At 69.8% G+C, this 15,433-nt stretch carries 16 protein-coding genes and 1 tRNA gene; 12 read left to right on the top strand and 5 right to left on the bottom strand.

Going from position 1 to position 15,433, the window contains the following annotated elements:
• Nucleotides 1–7: 7 nt before the first annotated feature.
• From VFX99_RS10440 to VFX99_RS10455, 4 genes are read left to right on the top strand one after another with little or no spacing between them, the layout of a single operon-like run.
• On the top strand, nt 8–1,156 hold the full coding sequence (locus tag VFX99_RS10440) for an acyl-CoA dehydrogenase family protein (protein ID WP_329666231.1): 1,149 nt from the start codon (nt 8–10) through the stop codon (nt 1,154–1,156).
• A 1-nt stretch (nt 1,157) separates the two neighbouring features.
• Nucleotides 1,158–1,691: a MaoC family dehydratase gene (locus VFX99_RS10445; protein WP_329666232.1), complete on the top strand. Its 534-nt coding sequence runs from the start codon at nt 1,158–1,160 to the stop codon at nt 1,689–1,691.
• Nucleotides 1,688–2,500, top strand: coding sequence for a CoA ester lyase (locus tag VFX99_RS10450; protein WP_329666233.1), 813 nt, complete (start codon nt 1,688–1,690; stop codon nt 2,498–2,500). The genes VFX99_RS10445 and VFX99_RS10450 overlap by 4 nt, the downstream gene beginning before the upstream one ends.
• A 28-nt stretch (nt 2,501–2,528) precedes the next feature.
• The gene (locus VFX99_RS10455) at nt 2,529–2,726 is read left to right on the top strand and encodes a hypothetical protein (protein ID WP_329666234.1); all 198 of its coding nucleotides are present in this window, start codon (nt 2,529–2,531) and stop codon (nt 2,724–2,726) included.
• Here VFX99_RS10455 and VFX99_RS10460 read toward each other — a convergent pair.
• From VFX99_RS10460 to VFX99_RS10470, 3 genes are read right to left on the bottom strand one after another with little or no spacing between them, the layout of a single operon-like run.
• Nucleotides 2,708–3,121, bottom strand: a complete 414-nt coding sequence (locus VFX99_RS10460; RefSeq protein ID WP_329666235.1) for a DUF1801 domain-containing protein — start codon at nt 3,119–3,121, stop codon at nt 2,708–2,710. The genes VFX99_RS10455 and VFX99_RS10460 overlap by 19 nt on opposite strands.
• Before the next feature lie 10 nt (nt 3,122–3,131).
• Entirely contained in the window at nt 3,132–3,746 is a 615-nt protein-coding gene (locus tag VFX99_RS10465; RefSeq protein WP_329666236.1) for a histidine phosphatase family protein, read from the bottom strand.
• Nucleotides 3,747–3,782: 36 nt separating this feature from the next.
• Entirely contained in the window at nt 3,783–4,634 is an 852-nt protein-coding gene (locus tag VFX99_RS10470; protein ID WP_414684360.1) for a Sir2 family NAD-dependent protein deacetylase, read from the bottom strand.
• 135 nt (nt 4,635–4,769) lie between these two features.
• On the opposite strand from VFX99_RS10470, the gene VFX99_RS10475 reads away from it, so the two are divergent.
• A complete protein-coding gene (locus VFX99_RS10475) occupies nt 4,770–5,576 on the top strand; it encodes an RNA methyltransferase (RefSeq protein ID WP_329666237.1) in 807 nt (268 codons plus the stop codon).
• On the opposite strand, the gene VFX99_RS10480 is transcribed toward VFX99_RS10475, so the two are convergent.
• Nucleotides 5,573–6,433 (bottom strand): SGNH/GDSL hydrolase family protein, encoded by an 861-nt coding sequence (locus tag VFX99_RS10480; RefSeq protein ID WP_414684361.1) that lies wholly within the window; start codon nt 6,431–6,433, stop codon nt 5,573–5,575. The genes VFX99_RS10475 and VFX99_RS10480 overlap by 4 nt on opposite strands.
• A gap of 217 nt (nt 6,434–6,650) precedes the next feature.
• Between VFX99_RS10480 and VFX99_RS10485 the strand changes: the two genes are divergently transcribed.
• The 5 genes from VFX99_RS10485 to VFX99_RS10505 all read left to right on the top strand — a co-directional run bounded on the left by VFX99_RS10485 (nt 6,651) and on the right by VFX99_RS10505 (nt 12,628).
• Entirely contained in the window at nt 6,651–8,456 is a 1,806-nt protein-coding gene (locus VFX99_RS10485) for a DEAD/DEAH box helicase (protein WP_329666247.1), read from the top strand.
• A 125-nt stretch (nt 8,457–8,581) separates the two neighbouring features.
• A complete protein-coding gene (locus tag VFX99_RS10490; protein ID WP_329666239.1) occupies nt 8,582–9,664 on the top strand; it encodes a VIT1/CCC1 transporter family protein in 1,083 nt (360 codons plus the stop codon).
• 70 nt (nt 9,665–9,734) lie between these two features.
• A tRNA-Leu gene (locus VFX99_RS10495) sits at nt 9,735–9,820 on the top strand.
• A gap of 615 nt (nt 9,821–10,435) precedes the next feature.
• Nucleotides 10,436–11,737 carry a M20/M25/M40 family metallo-hydrolase gene (locus tag VFX99_RS10500; protein WP_329666240.1) on the top strand — a complete coding sequence of 434 codons (1,302 nt, stop codon included), beginning with the start codon at nt 10,436–10,438 and terminating at the stop codon, nt 11,735–11,737.
• Nucleotides 11,738–11,803: 66 nt separating this feature from the next.
• The gene (locus VFX99_RS10505; protein WP_329666241.1) at nt 11,804–12,628 is read left to right on the top strand and encodes an undecaprenyl-diphosphate phosphatase; all 825 of its coding nucleotides are present in this window, start codon (nt 11,804–11,806) and stop codon (nt 12,626–12,628) included.
• A gap of 27 nt (nt 12,629–12,655) precedes the next feature.
• Here VFX99_RS10505 and VFX99_RS10510 read toward each other — a convergent pair whose 3' ends face one another.
• Nucleotides 12,656–13,531 carry a PAC2 family protein gene (locus VFX99_RS10510; protein WP_329666242.1) on the bottom strand — a complete coding sequence of 292 codons (876 nt, stop codon included), beginning with the start codon at nt 13,529–13,531 and terminating at the stop codon, nt 12,656–12,658.
• 136 nt (nt 13,532–13,667) lie between these two features.
• Here VFX99_RS10510 and VFX99_RS10515 point away from each other — a divergent pair, with 136 nt between their 5' ends.
• Together VFX99_RS10515 and VFX99_RS10520 are read left to right on the top strand one after the other, a co-directional pair.
• A complete protein-coding gene (locus VFX99_RS10515) occupies nt 13,668–14,369 on the top strand; it encodes an HAD family phosphatase (RefSeq protein ID WP_329666243.1) in 702 nt (233 codons plus the stop codon).
• Nucleotides 14,366–15,370 (top strand): tRNA (adenine-N1)-methyltransferase, encoded by a 1,005-nt coding sequence (locus VFX99_RS10520; protein ID WP_329666244.1) that lies wholly within the window; start codon nt 14,366–14,368, stop codon nt 15,368–15,370. Before VFX99_RS10515 ends, VFX99_RS10520 begins: the two co-directional genes overlap by 4 nt.
• Nucleotides 15,371–15,433 lie beyond the last annotated feature (63 nt).

Below are 15,433 nucleotides of genomic sequence, written 5' to 3' on the forward strand. Positions count from 1 at the left end.
AAGAACCATGAACTACGACCTGACCGAGGACGAGCAGGAGCTCGCGGCGCTGGTGCGGCAATTCGCCGACGAAGTCGTCGCGCCGCGCTCCTACGAGGCGGACCGCACCCACACCCTGCCGCTGGATGTCGTCGCCCAGATGGGCGAGCTGGGTCTGTTCGGGCTGCCGTTCCCCGAAGAGTTCGGAGGTCAGGGCGGCGACTACTTCGCCCTGTGCCTCGCGATCGAGGCGCTCGGGCGCGTCGATCAGTCGCTCGCGATCACCCTGGAAGCGGGCGTCAGCCTCGGGGCGATGCCGGTCTTCCGCTTCGGCAGCGACGCGCAGAAGGCCGAGCTCCTTCCCGGCCTGCTCGCGGGCCGCGAGCTCGCCGGCTTCGGGCTCACCGAGCCGGAGGCGGGGTCGGATGCCGGTGCCACACGTACCACGGCGCGGCTCGACGGCGGCGAGTGGGTGCTCAACGGAGCGAAGCAGTTCATCACCAACTCCGGCACCGACATCACGCGTTTCGTGACGGTGACCGCCGTCACGGGCGACAACGGGGGTCGCAAGGAGATCTCGACGATCATCGTCCCCAGCGGCACGCCCGGCTTCACGGTGGAACCGGCCTACGACAAGGTGGGCTGGCACGCGTCCGACACCCACCCCCTCACGTTCCAGGACGCCCGTGTGCCGGAGGGCAATCTCCTCGGCGAACGCGGCCGCGGTTTCGCGAACTTCCTGCACATCCTCGACGAGGGGCGCATCGCGATCGCGGCGCTGTCGACCGGCGCCGCCGAAGGGTGCCTGGAGGCGGCCGTCGACTATGCCAAGAAGCGCACCGTCTTCGGCGAGCAGCTGTCCACCCGCCAGAGCATCCAGTTCATGCTCGCTCGGATGCAGCTGCGCGTGCACAACGCGCGACTCGCGTGGCACCATGCCGCGCGGCTGCGCGACGCCGGCAAGCCGTTCAAGGTGGAGGCCGCCATCGCGAAGCTGACCGCCAGCGACGCCGCGATGGACAACGCGCGTGACGCGACGCAGATCTTCGGCGGCAACGGCTTCATGAACGAGTACCCGGTGGCGCGTCACTATCGCGATTCGAAGATCCTCGAGATCGGGGAGGGCACATCCGAGGTGCAGCTGCTGGTCATCTCGCGGGCGCTCGGACTCGGGTAGCGTGAGCGCCGTGGGCGATACGGATGCCGGAGCCGCGGGTCGGGAGATCGTGCAGCGCGGCCTGTACTTCGAGGAGTGCGAGGTCGGCGCCCGATACCTGCACCGCCCCGGTCGCACAGTCACCGAAGCCGACAACGTCTTGTTCTCGTCACTGACCATGAACACGCAGGCGCTGCACCTGGACGCCGCCTACTCGGCGACCCAGCCGTTCGGGCAGCGGCTCATGAACTCCATGTGGACCCTTGCGACGATGGTGGGAGCATCCGTGACCCAGATCACGCAGGGCACGCTCGTGGCGCAGCTCGGCCTGAACGACATCTCCTTCCCGGCGCCGCTGTTCCACGGCGACACGCTCTACACTGAGACCGAAATCCTCGACGCCCGGCGCTCGGCCTCCCGCCCGGGACAGGGGATCGTCACGATGCGCCACATCGGACGCAACCAGGACGGGGTCGTGGTGGCCACGGCGACGCGCGTGGCACTGTTGTGGTGCAAGGATTCCGGTCCCGCCGCGAACGGCGCGGTGCAGTCATGAGCATCATCGATCACGGTCCCGCGCTGCTGTTCTGTCCGGCCGATCGGCCGGAGCGCTTCGGAAAAGCCCTTGAGAGAGCGGATGCCGTCATCCTCGACCTGGAGGACGCCGTCGCGCCGGCCGCCAAAACGGCCGCGCGCGGCGCGCTCATCGAGTCCGAGCTGGACGCCGACCGGGTGATCGTGCGGGTCAATCCGCCCGGCACCGACGAGTTCGCGGCCGACCTCGCCACGCTGTCGCAGACGGACTACCGCACGATCATGGTCGCGAAGGCCGAAAGTGCGAAGCAGCTCCGGGGCATCGATCGGCGGTTCTCGCTCATCGCTCTCTGCGAGACCGCACGCGGGGTGGCGGCCGCCGAGAAGTTCGCCGCCCTCGACCAGGTGGTCGCGCTCATGTGGGGCGCCGAAGACCTCGTGGCGAGCCTCGGCGGCACGTCGAGCCGCAAACCCAACGGCCGCTACCGCGACGTGGCGAGGGTCGCCCGCGCGCGCGTGCTCCTGGCCGCCGGAGCCCGCGGCAAGGCCGCCATCGATGCCGTGCACCTGGACATCTCCGACACCAAGCGCCTCGCGATCGAGGCCGCGGACGCTGCTGCGTCCGGTTTCGCGGCGACCGCGTGCATCCACCCGAGCCAGGTCGAGACCATCCGCGCCGCCTACCGACCGGAGACTGCCGCAGTGGCGTGGGCGCGCGCGGTTCTGATTGCGGCTGAGACCGAGCGGGGCGTCTTCACCTACGACGGCCGGATGGTCGACGAGCCGGTTCTCCGCCACGCGCGTGCCACCCTGCGCCGGGCGAGGTCGTGACCCCGAACACGCCCCGGGAGCGGGGCCGATGAGCGACGACTCCGACCTGACGCCTGCGATCGGCAAGGTCGCTCGGCGCGAACTCGCCGTCCACGGCATCCGTCGCTACGACGAGCTCGCCGGGCGCAGCCGCGACGAACTGCTCGCCGTCCACGGCGTCGGGCCGAAGGCGATCCGCATCCTTGCCGAGGAGCTCGCGGCGCGCGGTCAGTCGTTCTCGGACTGAGCGGCCGCGCTACGGGCGACGACGGCGTCGGCGACCTCGGCGATCAGGTCGTAGGGGATCGGCTTGCTGTGGGGGAAGACGACCGAGTCCTTCTCCGCGCGGTAGAGCGCGATCTCGCTCTCGAGCGGCTGGTCCAATGTCGGCACCGGATACAGACCGATGTGCTTCTTCCATCCGGCGAAATGCAGCGCGTACCGACCGCCGAGCATCACCGCGGCGATGCCGTAGCGGATCTTCTCCTCGGGCAAGGGGTTCGCGGTATTCGTGCCAGATCCCGTGCCTGCCGACGCGCGCACGACCGCCGCGACGATGATCTGCCGGATGCGCTGCAGCCGGTCGGCGACCTCCGGTGGGAACCCGCCGATGTACTCGTCGACCGTCGCCGCAGCCGCCATGCCGCCGAGCCTAGGCGGTCGCTCCGGCGTAGGAGAGCAGGCGAAGCCGCTCGCGTTCGAACAGCATCGTGTGCGCCGAGCCGTTCGCGAGACGCTGACCCGTGAGAGGCAGCTCCCCGGCGGTCGCGTGCCGGATCAGCTCGCGGATGAGCGCGCCGTGGGTGACGACCACGACGGATGCCGCCGCCGGCGCGGTCGGCCGGCGCGCGTCACGCACGACCGCTGCCAGGGCGCGCAGGCCACGTTCCCGCAGATGCGGCCACAGCTCGGCTCCGGGCACTTCGGCCGTGTGCCAGTCGCCCCACCGGCGGAGGAACTCGTCCGCGTCCAGACCCTCGGCTTGGCCGTAAGCGCGCTCGCGCAGATCCGGGTACACGCGGGGGGCGGGCAGACCCAGCTCCGCGGCGATGATCTCGGCCGTCTCACGAGCGCGCAACAGGTCGCTCGAGACGACCGAGGGGGCGACGGCAGTCGAGGAGAGGTCGAGCTGCGCACGCAGCGCGGCTGCGGCGTCCCGAGCCTGGGCACGGCCGGTGTCGTTGAGCGGGATGTCCGTGGATCCCTGGATGCGCCGGTCTCGATTCCAGTCGGTCTCGCCGTGGCGGATGAGGGTCAGCAGTGTCACCCGTCGAGCCTAGGCGTCTCGGGAGCGACTGCGGCGCTACCCGGGCGCGGGGAGAGCCTCCGCGAACGCCTGCAGCACATCGCTCGTGCCCGCATCCACCTTGACCGTCGCCCGCGCGTCGGCGCGGGTCTCGCCGCGGTTGACGATCACGATCGGCAGTCGCCGCCGTCGTGCGCGCTCGAGAAGGCGGATGCCGGAGTTGACCACGAGCGAGGACCCCGCGATCACGAGTGCGTCGCTCGCGCGCACGAGCTGCTCGGCCTCCCGGAACTTCTCGGCGGGGATGAACTCGCCGAAGAAGACCACGTCGGGCTTGAGCATCCCGTCGCAGACGGTGCACGAGGGGATGCGGAATCCGGTCGTGCTCTCGGGCAGGACATCGCCGTCCGGGCCGAGCGGAACGTTCTCGGGCAGCTGGATCCAGGGGTTGTCCAGCTCGACCCGCTGAGCGAGGTCACGACGGTCGAAGACCTGACCGCAGTGGGTGCAGAAGACACGGCGCATGGTGCCGTGCAGTTCGACGACGCGTCGACTGCCGGCACGCACATGCAGACCGTCGACGTTCTGGGTGATCACACCCGAGGCGACGCCGCGCGCTTCCAGCTGCGCGAGGGCGAGATGACCCGGGTTCGGCTCGGCCGCCGCGAACGCACGCCAGCCGAGGTGGCTTCCGACCCAGTAGCGCCTGCGCGCATCCTCGTTCGCGAGGAACTGCTCCACGGTCATGGGGGTGCGCACTGGCGCCCCGCGCCCGCGATAGTCGGGGATCCCGGAGTCGGTCGAGACGCCGGCGCCGGTGAGGATCGCGAGTCTGCGGCCCGCGAGGACGCTGAGGGCCTCGGCGATCGCCTGCGCCGTGGCGGCATCCTGCTCGGCCACCGTGGTCACGCGATCACCTCCTCGAGCTGGGTCCCGTGCTCAGAGTGTAGGCGTCAAGGTTTTCCGGAATGTTACGGACGGCTTCCCTGCCAGAGTGGGCTCAGGCGGTCGGGCGGCTGCGCGGGTCTGGAGAGGGGAGTGGCCGTGAACGTGATCGAGATCGTCGACGCCGACGACCCGAGGCTGGCGGACTACCGGGATCTGACGGATGTCGCGCTCCGCCGCGTGCTGGAGCCGGGCGGCGGCCTGTACATCGCGGAGTCGGCGAAGGTCATCGAGCGCGCCTTACGGGCGGGGCACCATCCACGATCGGTGCTGGTCCAGCAGAAGTGGCTGCCGGATGTCGCGGTGCTCCTGGGCGATGACTCCGCCACGCCCGTCTACGTCGTCGCCCCCAAGGTGGCCGAGTCCCTGACGGGATACGCCGTTCACCGCGGCGCGCTGGCGGCGATGCACCGCCCTCCTCCGGCGTCCGTCGCCGATGTCGTCGCGGGGGCGCGGACCGTGGTCGTGCTGGAGGACATCGTCGACCACACCAACGTCGGTGCGGCGTTCCGAAGCGCCGCGGCGCTCGGCGCGGATGCCGTTCTCATCTCGCCGCGCTGCGCCGATCCGCTCTACCGCCGCAGCGTGCGCGTGAGCATGGGCACCGTATTCCAAGTGCCGTGGACACGCCTCCCCGAGTGGCCCGAGGCGCGCAGCATCCTGAGCGGGCTGGGCTTCCACCTCGCCGCACTCGCACTCAGCGAGGACGCGGTTTCCGTCGATGAATTCGCGATCGACCGCCCGGAGCGCGTCGCGCTGCTGATGGGGTCGGAGGGGGACGGACTCAGTCGCCGGGCACTGCAGGCGGCCGACACGGTCGTCACGATCCCGATGGCGGGCGGGGTCGATTCGCTCAACGTGGCGGCGGCGACCGCTGTGGCGATCTGGGCGCTGCGCGGCAGCTAGACCTGCTCTGCCGGCCCGGCGGACGGGTCATTCGCCGGTGCGAGACTGCGGATGGGAAGCGGGTCGGGACGCTTCGCGGTGATCTCGTCGCCCGAGGACCGATGCCGCACGCGACGCAGGACCCACGGCACGAAGTGCGTGCGGGCCCAGACGAAGTCCTCGGTGCGCGCGGCGCGCCACGTCCTGACCGGAAGCGGGTCGGGTTGCATCGGCCGCAGGTCGTTGGGAACGTTCAGCGCGCGCAGCACCATCCGCGCGACTTCGTGATGCCCGAGCGAGTTGTAGTGGAGGCGGTCCGCATCGAAGAACCGGGAATCCTGGACCTCCTTCAGGCCCCACTGGTCGGCGACGATGCAGTCGTACTTCTCGGCGATGGCGCGGATGTTCTCGTTGTAGATCGCCACCTTGCCGCGGAACGGCCGGAACACGGGCGTGAAGTCGGTGTCGATGCCCGTGAACACGACGATGGTCGCTCCGTCTCGACTGAGTCGCACCACGGCGTCCTCGAACTGCGTCGCGATCTGGTCGGGATCCGTTCCCGGGCGGATGACGTCGTTGCCGCCCGCGGAGAATGTGATGAGGTCGGGCTTGAGGGCGAGCGCGGGCTCGACTTGGTCCGCGACGATCTGCGCGATGAGCTTGCCGCGCACCGCCAGGTTCGCATAGGCGAAGTCGTCGACCTGCTGTGAAAGCACCTCCGCGACGCGGTCCGCCCAGCCGCGATGACCTCCGGGTGATCCCGGCTCGGGGTCGCCGATCCCCTCCGTGAACGAATCGCCCAGGGCGACGTAGCGCCGCCACGGGTGAGCGCCGAGATTGGTTCTGTCGGCGGGTGTCTGATCGTCGCTGGTGGGCATCGGCATCCTCGGTTCGTGACCGCTAGAAGGCTATCGCGCCGCTGCGACGTTGACCTGCCCGGATTGTCCGCCCGCTCGTCTAGGGTGGTCAGTCGTTGTGCATACGGTCGGAAGTGCGGGGGAGTGGTCGGTGGAGGAGGACGCTCGCACGCAGGCTTTCCCTGCTGCCGACAGCGGGTTCCGCACCGAGGACGTTCACAGCGGCAGCTTCGCCGCAGTGCCTTCTCGGATCGGCGGCGGGGCCGCAGATCACCTGTCCCCGGCCTTTCCGCAACGCGCCCCGTGGGGTACCGCCGAGCGACTTCGGGCGTGGCAGGCGGAGGCTCTGGACCGCTACTTCAGCCTCCAGGGTCCTGACGGCGTCGGCTCTGGGCCGCGCGACTTCCTCGCTGCGGCGACCCCCGGTGCCGGCAAGACCACGTTCGCCCTCCGCCTCGCGAGTGAACTCCTGCGTCGCCGCGTGGTCGATCGGATCGTCGTCGTCGCGCCGACAGAGCATCTGAAGTCGCAATGGGCGGATGCCGCGGCCCGCGTGTCGATCCGCCTGGATCCGGCGTTCAGCAACCGTCATGCCGCGCCCTCGCGGCAGTACCACGGCGTGGCGGTCACGTACGCGCAGGTGGCGGTGAAGGCCTCTGTCCATCAGCGACTGGTGATGGACTCGCGCACCCTCGTGATCCTCGACGAGGTGCACCACGGCGGCGACGCGCTGAGCTGGGGCGACGCCCTTCGCGAGGCGTACGGCCGCGCGACCCGGCGCCTCCTGCTGTCGGGCACACCGTTCCGCAGCGACACGGCGCCGATTCCGTTCGTCGAGTACCACCCGGACGAGCACGGCATCCGCCTGTCGCGCACCGACTACAGCTACGGCTACGGGCGCGCCCTCGCCGACGGCGTCGTCCGTCCCGTGATCTTCCTCGTCTACGCCGGGCAGATGCGCTGGCGAACGCGTACCGGCGACGAGATGCAGGCCCAGCTCGGACAGGACAACACGAAGGACATCACCGCGCAGGCGTGGCGGACAGCGCTCGATCCGGAGGGGGAGTGGATTCCGGCGGTGCTCCGTTCGGCTGATCGCCGGCTCACCGAGGTGCGATCGCAGGTCCCTGATGCCGGGGGTCTGGTGATCGCGACCGATCAGACGGCCGCGCGTGCCTATGCCGCCATCCTGCGGGACCTCACGGGCGAGCTGCCCACCGTCGTGCTGTCGGACGAGGCGGAGGCGTCGTCGCGGATCGAGTCCTTCGCGCGGGGGACCACTCGGTGGATGGTCGCCGTGCGGATGGTGTCGGAGGGCGTCGACGTCCCGCGCCTGGCGGTGGGCGTCTACGCGACCTCGGCGTCGACCCCGCTGTTCTTCGCCCAGGCTGTCGGCCGTTTCGTGCGCGCCCGACGCCGCGGCGAGACCGCCAGCGTGTTCCTCCCGCACGTTCCGCAGCTGCTCGCGCTGGCTCACGAGCTGGAGCGACAGCGCGACCACGCGCTCGACCGGGACAGTACGGGCGAAGACGAGTGGGCGCTCGATGAGGACGCGATGGATGCCGCAGAGCGGGAGGAATCGGCATCCGATGCCCTGACGTACGAGTTCACCTACCAGGCGCTCGGCTCGCTCGCGCATTTCGACCGGGTGCTTTACGACGGCAAGGAGTTCGGTGAGCTGGCGGTGCCGGGGACCCCGGAGGAGGAGGAGTTCCTGGGTCTGCCCGGCCTGCTGGAACCCGAGCACGTGCACGAGCTGCTGCAGCAGCGGCAGGCGCGGCAGAGCCGTCATCGCAAGGCCCGTGAATCTCGCGAAGGAGCGAGCGAGACGCCCGCTCCGCCCCAGGCGCTGCATCGCACCCTGAAGGAGCAGCGGCAGCTGCTCAACAGCCTCGTCGGTCTCTACGCGCGGCAGACCGGCGATCCGCACGGAATGGTCCACGCCGAGCTGCGGCGGGTCTGCGGCGGCCCGGCGGTGTCGCACGCCACGGTGGCTCAGCTGCAGGCGCGCATCGACGTGCTGCGCTCGCGGGTGCGGTCCTAGCCGCGTCCGGGTGGGCGAGCGCGTTCGGAGGCCCGAAATGCTGGCAATCCCTTTCCCGAGCCGCGCGTTCGCCGCGGCTCTGGCTAGCGTTGGAAGGTCCCCGCACCGCCGCCCCGGAGGCTTCATTGAGCGTGCCCGCACAGCCCACGAGTCGTGACCGTCGACGCTGGGCCCAGTATCTGGTCGATGAGCGCGCCGAAGCGCAGGTCTATCGCGACCTCGCAGCACGGCGCGACGGCGAGGAGCGCGAGATCCTTGTGGCGCTCGCGGACGCGGAGGGCCGTCACGAGGCACACTGGCTGCGACTGCTCGGGGGAGAGCCCGCGCGCCTGCCCCGTCCGGATCCTCGGACGGTCCTGCTCGGCTGGATGGCGAAGCGATTCGGGTCGATCTTCGTGCTCGCCCTCGCGCAGAACGCCGAGGGCCGCTCGCCCTACGAGACCGAGCCCTTCGCCACGCCGACCATGGCGGCCGACGAGAAGATCCATCACGAGGTCGTACGCGGTCTCGCGGCGCGCGGACGCCGCCGCCTGTCGGGCACGTTCCGTGCCGCCGTCTTCGGCGCCAACGACGGACTGGTCTCCAACCTCGCGCTGATCATGGGCATCGGTGCCACCGGTGCCGCGCCGCAGTTCGTGCTGTTCAGTGGAATCGCCGGTCTGCTGGCCGGCGCTCTGTCGATGGGTGCCGGCGAGTTCGTGTCGGTGCGTTCGCAGCGCGAGCTCCTCGATGCGACCGAGCCGAACGACTACGCCGACGAGGCGCTTCCCGATTTGGACCTCGACGCCAACGAGCTGGCCCTCGTCTATCGCACGCGGGGGATGCCGTTGCCGGAAGCTCTGGAGCGGGCTCGACGCGTGGTCAGCGCCGCGCAGGACGGCTCGCCCCTCACGCGCGGGTCGCTGGATGCCCCGGCAGACCACGAGGTGGTCGGTGGGGCGTGGAGCGCCGCGGTGTCGAGCTTCCTGTTCTTCGCCTCGGGCGCGATCATCCCCGTCCTGCCGTGGATGTTCGGTCTCTCCGGGCTTGCCGCGGTGATCACGGCGCTGGTGCTCGTCGGCATCGCGCTGATGGCCACGGGCGCAATGGTGGGGCTCCTTTCGGGCGGTCCGCCGCTGCGCCGCGCGCTGCGACAGCTGCTCATCGGCTACGGCGCCGCAGCGGTCACCTACGGGCTGGGATGGGTGTTCGGAGTGTCCCTGGGCTGACCGCCGGCGTTTCTGGCTGGGCGTGCGAACGTGATAATGTCGATCTTCGGTTGGCGACAACCGCACCCATGCGCGGGTGGCGGAATAGGTAGACGCGCTAGCTTGAGGTGCTAGTGCCCTTTAACGGGCGTGGGGGTTCAAGTCCCCCCTCGCGCACAGAATGACGAAGGCCCCCCCTTTCCGGGGGCCTTCGTCATTTCTGCAGACTGTCGGTGACGGGGGGACGCCCACGTCGGACCGTTCGGGTGGAAGACGCGGGGCGAAGGTGTGAGCGCGCCTTGCGCAATACCTGTCCCCCGAAGAGGGGACAGACAAGACGTGACCTGTTGGATATCGTTCGTATCGATTGACCTCGCCCATTTCGCAGGCGCCACCCGAATTCGGGTTTCGTGCGTGGCCAGCCTCACCGGACGGGAAGAGAGACCCCGGGACCCCAGATCCCGGGGTCTCTAATCATTTCCGTCGCGAATCGCGGCGTTGCGCCCATGCTGCACGCAGGGGACACTCCCAGCAGCCGCTGATGTTGCGGCCGGGTGTCCCGCTATGGTCGAGATAGCCCGAGCCCGAACTCGCGCAGATGCCGTCTGCCCCGGCGGTTCCATGCAAGGAACGGCGAGGGTCAGGCGCCGTCGGAGACCACCCTCCATCCCCCTGGAGGTTGGTCCGACGGCGCCGTCCGCGCGGCATCCGTCGGCCTGCTGCGAGATCGTGACTTCTGCTCGTAACCAGCTCGTTTCAGAGCGGCCGATCGGCGCAGGTAGGTTAGTCCGCATGTCTACGACCGGCTCCGGCCTGCCCGAAGTGGTCCGGGTGGCACGTGATCTGATCCGGTTCGACACCTCCAACTGGGGCGGCGGCAAAGCCCGGGGGGAGCGTGAGGCAGCCGAGTACGTGGGCGCGTATCTCGAGTCTCTGGGACTGGTGCCCGAATACTACGAGCCGGTCCCGCGGCGCACGAACGTCATGGCGCGCGTGCGCGGTCGCAATCCCGACAAGCCCGCGCTCGTGCTCCACGGGCACCTGGACGTCGTGCCGGCGATCGCCGAAGACTGGTCGGTCGATCCGTTCGCGGGCGAGATACGCGACGGGATGCTGTGGGGCCGCGGATCGGTCGACATGAAGGACATGGACGCCATGATCCTCACCTCGGTCGGCGAGATACTGCGCAACGGCGAGCAGCCCGAGCGCGACCTCATCCTGGTCTTCTTCGCCGACGAGGAGAACGGCGGGATCGAGGGCTCTCACCTCGTCGTCACCGAGCACCCGGAATGGTTCGAGGGAGCCAACGAGGCCATCAGCGAGGTGGGCGGCTATTCGATCGCCGTCGGCGACCGACGGGCATACCTGCTGCAGGTGGGGGAGAAGGCGCTCATCTGGATCCGCCTGCGAGCCCGGGGTCGCGCCGGTCACGGCAGCCGGGTCCACCCCGAGAACGCCGTCACGCGGCTGGCCGAGGCGGTGGCGGCGCTCGGCCGGACCGAGTGGCCTGTGCGAATGACCTCGACGTCGGCAACGATGCTCAAGGGTCTGCGCGACCTTGCGGGCTCCGCTGAGAGCGACCCCGACACGCTGGCCCTGTCGACGGGACCTGCCGCAGGATTCATCAAGTCCACGCTGCGCACCACGACGAACCCCACCGCCCTCACCGCCGGCTACAAGCACAACGTCATCCCCGACGTCGCCGAGGCGCTGATCGACGTCCGTACGCTCCCGGGCGCCGAGGAGGAGACGCTCGTCGAGATCCGGCGGATCGTCGGCGACGACGTCGAGATCGAGATCGTCGTACGCGACATCGGCCTCGAGTTGCCTTTCGACGGGGAGCTCGTGGACGCCATGGTGGCGGCGCTCGGCCGGGCGGACCCCGGTGTGCCCGTCATCCCGTATCTGATGGGCGGAGGCACCGACAACAAGGCGCTCGCCCTGGTGGGCATCGCGGGCTACGGCTTCGCACCTCTGCGCCTTCCTGCAGACCTGGATTTCACGGGGATGTTCCACGGCGTCGATGAGCGCGTGCCGCTCGATGCCCTGGTGTTCGGGCAGCGCGTGCTGACCGATCTGCTCCGCACCTACTGACCGACCTGCTCTTCCGTTCTGACCTGCCCCCAAACCACGCTCGATCCTCGAGCACGAAAGGCGCCCATGCTTGTGGAGGCGATCATCCTCGGCCTGGTCCAGGGACTGACCGAGTTCCTGCCGATCTCGTCCAGTGCCCACCTGCGCATCCTCGGCGAGTTCCTGCCGGGCGCGCAGGACCCGGGCGCGGCGTTCACCGCGATCACGCAGATCGGGACGGAGGCTGCCGTCGTCCTGTTCTTCTGGCGCGATATCGTCCGCATCATCACGCGGTGGTTCCAAGCTCTCGGCGGCCGTATTCCGCGCAACGACCCGGATGCGCGCATGGGCTGGCTGATCATCGTCGGAAGCATCCCGATCGTGGTGCTCGGGCTGCTGTTCCAGGATCAGATCGAAACCACCTTCCGCTCGCTGTGGCTGATCGCGGGCATGCTCATCTTCTTCGGCGTGCTGCTCGGGATCGCCGACCATGTGGGCGCCAAGAAGCGTCAGCTGAAGGACCTCACGATCCCGCACGGCATCATCTACGGGTTCGCGCAATCCCTTGCCCTGATTCCGGGGGTATCCCGGTCGGGCGGCACGATCACGGCGGGCCTGTTCATGGGCTACGAGCGCGCCGCCGCCGCCCGGTACGCGTTCCTTCTCGCGATTCCGGCCGTCTTCGGCAGCGGCTTCTACCAGCTGTTCAAGAGCTGGGGTGAGCCGAATGTCTTCACCCTCGGCGAGACCGCGGTCGCGACGGGCGTCGCGTTCGTGGTGGCGCTGGGCGTGATCGCGTTCTTCATGAGCTGGATCTCCAAGCACAGCTTCCTGCCGTTCGTGGTGTACCGCGTCGCGCTGGGCTCGCTGCTGCTCGTCCTGCTGAGCGCGGGCGTGATCGAGGCCTACTGACGCCCGCGACGGGCCACGAGGGATGCGCTACCGGCGCGGTTCGTCGCGCCCGGGCTTGGTGGGGCCCTCGCCGCCACCACCGCCGCCGCGCCGCAGGTACTTCTCGAACTCCTGCGCGATGGCGTCTCCGGACGCCTCGGGCGAGTCCCAGGTGTCCCGCGTCCTCTCGAGCTGGCGAATGTACTCGGTCATCTCCTCGTCGTCCGCGGCGGCGGCATCGATCGAGGCCTCCCAGGCGGCGGACTCCGTCGCGAGCTCGCCGCGAGGCACCGGAGCCCCGGTCAGATCTTCGAGCCGGTCCAGCAGTGCGAGCGTCGCCTTCGGCGAGGGGGTGTGGCCCGCGACGTAGTGCGGAACACTCGCCCACAGGCTGGCAGACGGGATGCCGGCGGCATCCGCTGCATGCGAGAGCACGCTGAGGATCCCGACCGGACCCTCGTACGTGCTGCGCTCCAGGCCGAGCGTCGAGCGGACCTGCTCGCTGTCGCTGCCGGCGAAGACGGAGATGGGACGGGTATGGGGTACATCGGACATCATCGAGCCGAGCGCCACGAACCCCGTGATGTCCTCGCGCAGCGCGACGTCCACGAACTCGCCGGCGAAAGCCTGCCATGCGCGCGCCGGCTCGACTCCGCTCAGCAGCCACAGCTGGGTGCTGCGCGTGGACTTGACGGGCCGCAGGATCGTCGCCTCCGGCCACCGCATGACACGCTTGCCGTCGCCGTCCGTCGCGATCTGAGGCCGCGTGTACTGATAGTCGAAGTACAGCTCGGGGTCGACGGAGAAGACGGGCTCGTAGGCGCCGATCTCGCGGAGGTGGGCCACGGCGGCGGACGCCGCCTCGCCGGCGTCGTTCCATCCGTCGAACGCGGCGACGAGCACCTTGCGTCCCAGTCCGTCCACACGACCTCCTCGACCCACGACGGGGTGCATCCAGAATAGGCTCCGCACCCGGATGACGGGCCGCGAACGCCGCGCGTGCCCCGGCTCGGGCGGCGCACCGGCTCGGCCGTTCTCGCGGCCGAACTAGCATGGAGCAGTGACCGCGAGCACCCTGACTGCCGTTTTGTGGGATATGGATGGGACGCTCGTCGACACCGAGCCCTACTGGATGGCGGCCGAGACCGTGCTGGTGGAGCGCTTCGGCGGCACGTGGTCGCACGAGCAGGCGCTGCGTCTGGTGGGCCTCGGACTCGAGGATTCCGCGCGGATCTTCCAGGACGCCGGGGTGCGCATGGGCATTCAGGACATCGTCGACCACCTGACCGACGACGTGATGGTGCAGCTGGCGACCAAGGGGGTGCCGTTCCGTCCGGGCGCCCAGGAGCTGCTGGCGAGTTTGAGGGAGGCCGGCGTTCGAACCGCGCTCGTGACGATGTCACTGCGTCGGATGGCGCAGACCGTCGTCGACCTGATGGACTTCCACGCGTTCGATGTGATGATCGCCGGCGACGACTCGACCCGCCCCAAGCCCTTCCCCGACCCGTACCTGCAGGCGTGCGCGGCGCTGGGGGTCTCACCCGGCGACACCGTCGCGATCGAGGATTCGCCGAACGGTCTGCGCTCGGCCGTGGCCTCCGGCGCGGCCGTGATCGGCGTGCCGCTGATGGTGTCGATCGCCGGCGCCGGGGCGCACGCGGTGTGGCCGACGCTCGAGGGGCGCACGGCGGCGGATGTCGCGGAGTTCCACTCCGCACACGCGGAGTCGACCGCCGAACGCAGCCGGGGGACGGCGCGATGAGCGTCGAGCGCCCGAGCGGGCCGTTCCGGATCGGCGATCGGGTGCAGCTGACCGGCCCCAAGGGACGCCTGCACACGATCACCCTCCGCGAGGACGGCGAGCTGCACACGCACCACGGGGTGCTGCGGCACACGGCGCTGATCGGTCAGCCCGACGGGTCGGTGGTCTCCAACAGCGGGGGCCACGAATACCTCGCGCTGCGCCCCCTGCTGCGCGACTTCGTCATGTCGATGCCGCGCGGCGCCGCCATCGTCTACCCGAAGGATGCCGCCCAGATCGTCGCCCAGGCCGACGTCTTCCCCGGCAGCATCGTCGTCGAAGCCGGAGTCGGGTCGGGCGCCCTCGCCCTCTCCCTGCTGCGCGCGATCGGGGACGACGGCAGGCTGGTGTCGTTCGAGAGACGGTCCGAGTTCGCCGATGTCGCTCGCGCGAACGTCGAGACGTTCCTCGGCGGGGTGCCGGCGAATTGGAGCGTCGTCGTGGGCGACCTCGTCGAGGAGCTGCCGGAGGCGGTGCCGGCGGCATCCGTCGATCGTGTCGTGCTGGACATGCTCGCTCCGTGGGAGTGCATCGACGTCGTCGCCGATGCCCTCACGCCCGGGGGAGTGGTGCTGTGCTACGTCGCCACCGCGACGCAGCTGAGCCGCGTCGCCGAGTACATCCGGGCGACCGGGCTGTTCACCGAGCCCGATGCGAACGAGACGATGGTGCGTGGCTGGCACGTCGAGGGACTCGCCGTGCGGCCCGACCATCGAATGGTCGCGCACACCGGATTCCTCGTGTGGGCGCGTCGCCTCGCCCCCGGTGCAGTTGCGCCCGAGCAGCGGCGAAGGGCGTCGAAGTCCAGCTTCGGGGACGAGGACGTCGAGCTGTGGACGCCCGGCGCCGTGGGCGACCGTCAGATCACGGACAAGAATCTGCGCAAGCGGGTGCGCGAAGCCGAGCGAGCCGCCGACGGTGCACGGCAGGCGGCGCACGGTGCGGAGGCCGCAGGGCCGTAGTCCGACGAGTTCAGCGGCGATGGGGCTCGCATCTAAACTGATCCGGTGCGCAAGATCTCCGCT

Origin of the sequence: Microbacterium sp. (assembly GCF_036277215.1) — a bacterium.
Classification (GTDB): Bacteria; Actinomycetota; Actinomycetes; order Actinomycetales; family Microbacteriaceae; genus Microbacterium.